Origin of the sequence: Phenylobacterium sp. (genome assembly GCF_031412415.1) — a bacterium.
GTDB lineage: Bacteria > Pseudomonadota > Alphaproteobacteria > Caulobacterales > Caulobacteraceae > Phenylobacterium.
Genome location: NZ_JANOCX010000112.1, coordinates 1 through 4,591, shown reverse-complemented (window position 1 = coordinate 4,591; position 4,591 = coordinate 1). Strand labels below are relative to the sequence as shown.

Sequence of the window (4,591 nt, the reverse complement as noted above, 5' to 3'; positions counted from 1 at the left end):
ACGCATCGAAGTCACAGCCTCGCCGAGGCCATAGCTGCGCAGGTCTGGAACGCTGCGGTCGAAGATCTGACAACGGCCCCGGAAATCCTTGTCGCTGCAAACCTGCCAGGATCCACGCCCCTCTATCCGCAGGCTCATGGCCCGGTCGTTGTACTGGCGCGGAAGATTGGTGATCTCCCGGTTGCTGCCGGTCAGCTCCCGGCGATAGTCGGGCGCGCCGTAGATTGTGATCGAGCTGCGACCGCCGCCGCCCCAAGGCGGTCGACCGCCGCCATCGCCGCCGTCCCAAGGAGGACGGCCGCCGCCATCACCGCCGCCCCACGGGGGACGTCCGCCGCCGCCGCCGTCACCCCGGATGCAGACAAGTTGGCCGTTGCGATTGTCGATCTCGCCGCAGCCGTCGAACCGGAGGCTGGTGGACTGCAGACGTCCACGGCTGTCGCGGCACTGCGCGCTCACCACCGCGTCGCGGCCGAAGCCATAGGTGCTGACGTTCTGGCAGGTGCGCCAATAGTCGCCCGGAGGCGGCGAAGCGCCTCTCAAGTCGGCTTGCGCCACGGCCGACCCTCCGGTCAGCGCGATCGCCGCCGTGGCCAAGATGAACAGGCGTTTCATTCCAGTGTCTCCAAAGATCCCTCGAGCCCAAGCTAATCCCACGAGCGAAGCTTGGCGAGCGCAGCGACCGCGTCGGAAGCGGCTCATCGAACGCGTTATTTACCGATCCGCTCGCATATGACGCCGTCGCTTCGGGAGATGGTGATGATCGACGCCGCCTTGATTCCAACGTGGAGCCCGCCCCAGAAGGCGGCGTTCGCCAAGGCGCCCATGACGTTCCGGCATGGGCTGGGCGATACGGGCCTGTTCGACGACGACCGCCTGGCGGCGATCCTCGACCGCTATCCGGCCGAACTGTACGACATCAATCTGTTCGACTTCGACGCCGACGGACAGGCGCGGATGCGCACCGGTGTTCGGGGACGGCTGCCCGGCCGCGAGGTCCTGGCGGGAGTCAAGGACGGCAGGGTCTGGGTGCAACTCCGCGGGGTGGAGGCCCATGATTCCGACCTCGCCGACGTCATGGCGCGCGCCTTCGCCGGTGTTTCGGCCCAGGCCGACGGCTTCAAGCCGGTTCAGCTCAACGCCCAGCTCATCATCTCGGCGCCGCAGGCCAAGGTGCCGTTCCATGCCGACGCGCCGGGGGTGTGCCTGTTCCACATCCGAGGCCGCAAACGGATCTGGATCTATCCGAACGATGAGCACCACATGCCGCAGAGCCGCATGGAGGACATCATGCTGCGCCAGACCACCGAGGATCTGCCCTATGCCCGGAGCATGGACGCGGCCGCGCAGGTGTTCGACCTGGAGCCCGGCATGGCGGTGACCTGGCCGCTGCACGCGCCCCACCGCATCGAGAACCTGGGCGAGTTCAACGTGTCCCTGTCGGTCGACTATCAGACCTGGCCGACCCGGATCATCAACGGCGCCCACTACGCCAACGGCTTGCTGCGGCGCTGGAAGCTGCCGGTGGCGGCGATGGATCGTACACCCATGGCCGCGCGCGCTGCGCTGTGGAGCGCGCATCTTGCGTTCAAGCGGATGAACCTGGTGGAGGATCGCCTGGACATGTTCGAGCGCAGCTTCGAACTGGACGGCGCCCGGACCTAGTCGCGGTCGCGCTGGCGACGCTCGCGCCCACCCGCGTCCTTACCCGCTTGAGCGACGTTGCGCGCCTCTTGAGGGCGGGGCGCAGCCTGATCGGCGCGCGCCGGTTCGTTCCGGGCCTGACGTTCCACCCTCTGGGCGGGCGCGGCGGCCTGGCGCTCGGGGCGCTCGCGTGCTTCGCGGGCCGGCCGCTCCGGCCGCCGGTCGTCGCGCTGAGCCTGACGTTCGACGCGGGCGGGCCGGGCCTCGGGCTGTCGCTCCGCCCGGGTGACAGCGGGTCGCTCCGTCTGAGGCCTCTCGGCCCGACGCCGATCCTCACGACGATCTTGGCGGTCGGCCCGCGCCGGCGCCCCGGGCTGAGGCGGAGCCTTCGCCACCTCGACCTGTTGGGGCCTCGGCCGAGCTTCCTCGGCCCGGCGTTGGGGCTGGCGGTCGTCGCGATCTCCGCGCGCGGAATCACGATCCCGGCGGCGGTCATCGGCTCGAACCGGCCGCTCGACGCGCATCGGAGACGCCTCGGCGATCTGGCGATCGCGCCTCTCGACCCGCGGACCGCGGTCGTCCCGGCGCGGCTCCTGACGCGCCTCGACCCGATCAAGGCGGGCGATGGAATCCGCGCGACGCTCGCGCTCCCGCTCGAATCGAGGGCCTGCGTTGCTCTCATTGGTCGCGCGGTGACGGGTCCAGTCGGGCTGACGGCGCGCGGCTTCGAACCAGTTCGCCTGGTTCGCCACGAAGGAGGATCGCCGGTTGACCCAGCGTTCGTCCGTGACAGTGATGCGCCGCGCGCTGGCCGAAGCGTCGCGCAGGGTCCGCGCCCTGGCCAAATAGCGTCCGGCGCGGTCGGCGTTCCGACTCAAATAGGGCGCGGGCAACAGGGCGCCACGACTGTCGTAGACCGTGACCAGCAGTCCTCCCTGGTCGTAACCGTAGCCGTAGTCGGGATCTCGGACGAAGTAGGGATAGGGCTCGCCGGGCTCGTAATAGTAGTAGCGGTAACCCACCTTGAGCGGCTCGGCGTACATCCGCCAGTCGTCCTGGCTCTCCCAGACCCACGGCTGGGCGTCGTCATAGGAAAAGGCGTAGTCCGGCGGCGACTGATAGAAGGCGCGGTCCATCTCGTAGGCTCGCTCCGCATAGCTGTAGCCGTCGTCCGTCGGTCGACCCAGCGACGCCTCCTGACGCGGCAGGTCCGACCACTCCGGGGCGAGGCCAGGATCGTAGGCGGCGGACTCGGCGGGGACGAACAAGGGTCCGGCGGCGGCCTGAGGGCGGTCTTCCCCCCGGCAAGCGGTGAGCGTCAGCAGCAGGGCGCTCGAGAGCGCCAGCCGGAAACGCAGGCTCCTCGGTCGAATCGACATGGCGGCGTCCTCTTCGTCTCGGCGCGCCGGTGGGCGCAGTCAGCCGGTGATCCTGGGGCGGTTTGCCTGAACCTAGATTGAGCGCCTCGTCATGCGAGGTTCAGACTCGCGGCGAGATCGCGGCTAAGGCCCAGCTAGTTCGGGCGCGGCGGGCCATCCTCGGGCTCGCCGGTGGCGGGGTCCGTGGCGGTCTTGGTGTTGCGGCTGGAGCCCTTGGCGCCGGCGGGCTCCGTGGCGGGACGCGGCGGGCTGCCGGGCTTCATGTCTTCGTCGCGGGTCTTGGCCGCGTCGTCGGGGTTGGGCTTGGGGTCGGTCATGGCGATCCTGTCGGCGAGTCTCGTCGCGGTTGAACGCATTGACCCGCTGTTCGATGCCGGGGAGGGCAATTTGCCCGCCTGGGCCGGCCCAGGCGGCCTTGCCCGGAAGGGACGCCGCTGCTAAACGACCCGGCTCTGGCGATGAGCCACGCGCGTCGGCGGGCCTAGCCGCCCTCCGGCGCGCTGTTCATTGTTTGGAGGCCAGGCCCCAAAAGGGCAGGGTCGAAGGAGTGTAGCTCAGCTGGTAGAGCATCGGTCTCCAAAACCGAGGGCCGGGGGTTCGAATCCCTCCACTCCTGCCACCCTATATGTGTCTGCCCGGGCGCGGAGGTCCGCCGCCCACTATGAAAGAGTTATGAGCGCCTGATGGCCAGGAAACCGGGTTCCTCCCCGCAAGCGATGAAGGCCCGCGCCGCCAAGACGGCCGCAGCGATAGCACCTGCGTCCGCGCTGGCCGCCTCGGCGCCGGCGAACAAGAAGAAGACCAGCCCTGCGCAATTCATGCGCGAAGTGCGCGCCGAGGCCCGCAAGATCACCTGGACCACCCGCAAGGAGACCTGGATCACCTCGGTGATGGTCGGGATCATGGTGGTGATGGCGGCGGCCTTCTTCTTCGTGGTGGACCTGGGTCTGGGCGCGGGAGTGAATTTCCTCCTGAAGCTCGCCAACGGGGGATAAGAGAGATCATGAACGCCGAAGCCCCCACCGTCGCCGCCAATCCCCGCCACAAGTGGTACATCGTCCACGCCTACTCGAACTTCGAGAAGAAGGTGGCCGAGTCGATCCGCGAGCAGGCGCGCACCCAGGGTCTTGAAGACACCTTCTCCGACATCCTGGTGCCGACCGAGGATGTGGTCGAGATCCGCCGCGGCCGTAAGGTCAACGCCGAGCGCAAGTTCTTCCCGGGCTATGTCCTGGTGAAGATGGAGCTCACCGACGAGGCCTATCACCTCATCAAGAACACGCCGAAGGTCACCGGCTTCCTGGGCAGCCAGAACAAGCCGATGCCGGTTTCGGAAAAGGAAGTCGCCCGGATCATCGGCGCCATCGAAGAGGGTGTCGAGCGGCCGAAGCCGACCATCCAGTTCGAGATCGGCGAGCAGGTTCGGGTCACCGATGGTCCGTTCGCGAGCTTCAACGGCTCGGTCGAACAGGTCGACGAAGAACGCGCCCGCCTGCGCGTCACCGTCTCCATCTTCGGCCGCGCCACGCCGGTGGAGCTCGAATACGGCCAGGTCGAGAAGACGTCCT

Annotated in this window: 6 protein-coding genes and 1 tRNA gene; 4 read left to right on the top strand and 3 right to left on the bottom strand. The window is 68.3% G+C overall.

Features of this window, described 5'->3' with window-relative positions:
* The coding region (locus tag RMO04_RS05670; protein WP_309643818.1) for a beta/gamma crystallin-related protein at positions 1-615 on the bottom strand (615 nt) is incomplete at its 3' end.
* A 144-nt stretch (positions 616-759) separates the two neighbouring features.
* Between RMO04_RS05670 and RMO04_RS05665 the strand changes: the two genes are divergently transcribed.
* Positions 760-1,665: a transcriptional regulator gene (locus RMO04_RS05665; protein WP_309643817.1), complete on the top strand. Its 906-nt coding sequence runs from the start codon at positions 760-762 to the stop codon at positions 1,663-1,665.
* On the opposite strand, the gene RMO04_RS05660 is transcribed toward RMO04_RS05665, so the two are convergent.
* Entirely contained in the window at positions 1,662-3,023 is a 1,362-nt protein-coding gene (locus RMO04_RS05660) for a hypothetical protein (protein ID WP_309643816.1), read from the bottom strand. The two genes, RMO04_RS05665 and RMO04_RS05660, sit on opposite strands and share 4 nt — an antisense overlap.
* Before the next feature lie 134 nt (positions 3,024-3,157).
* Positions 3,158-3,340, bottom strand: coding sequence for a hypothetical protein (locus RMO04_RS05655; protein WP_309643815.1), 183 nt, complete (start codon positions 3,338-3,340; stop codon positions 3,158-3,160).
* Positions 3,341-3,566: 226 nt separating this feature from the next.
* On the opposite strand from RMO04_RS05655, the gene RMO04_RS05650 reads away from it, so the two are divergent.
* From RMO04_RS05650 to nusG, 3 genes are all read left to right on the top strand, one after another.
* A tRNA-Trp gene (locus RMO04_RS05650) sits at positions 3,567-3,642 on the top strand.
* A 64-nt stretch (positions 3,643-3,706) separates the two neighbouring features.
* Entirely contained in the window at positions 3,707-4,018 is a 312-nt protein-coding gene (secE, locus tag RMO04_RS05645) for a preprotein translocase subunit SecE (protein ID WP_309643814.1), read from the top strand.
* An 8-nt stretch (positions 4,019-4,026) separates the two neighbouring features.
* The coding region (gene nusG / locus RMO04_RS05640) for a transcription termination/antitermination protein NusG (protein WP_309643813.1) at positions 4,027-4,591 on the top strand (565 nt) is incomplete at its 3' end.

Bases quoted from the DNA above. Each gene is read 5' to 3' on its own strand.
- RMO04_RS05665 (WP_309643817.1), top strand. From the start codon at position 760: ATGATCGACGCCGCCTTGATTCCAACGTGGAGCCCGCCCCAGAAGGCG.
- RMO04_RS05660 (WP_309643816.1), bottom strand. From the start codon at position 3,023: ATGTCGATTCGACCGAGGAGCCTGCGTTTCCGGCTGGCGCTCTCGAGC.
- RMO04_RS05655 (WP_309643815.1), bottom strand. From the start codon at position 3,340: ATGACCGACCCCAAGCCCAACCCCGACGACGCGGCCAAGACCCGCGAC.
- secE (WP_309643814.1), top strand. From the start codon at position 3,707: ATGGCCAGGAAACCGGGTTCCTCCCCGCAAGCGATGAAGGCCCGCGCC.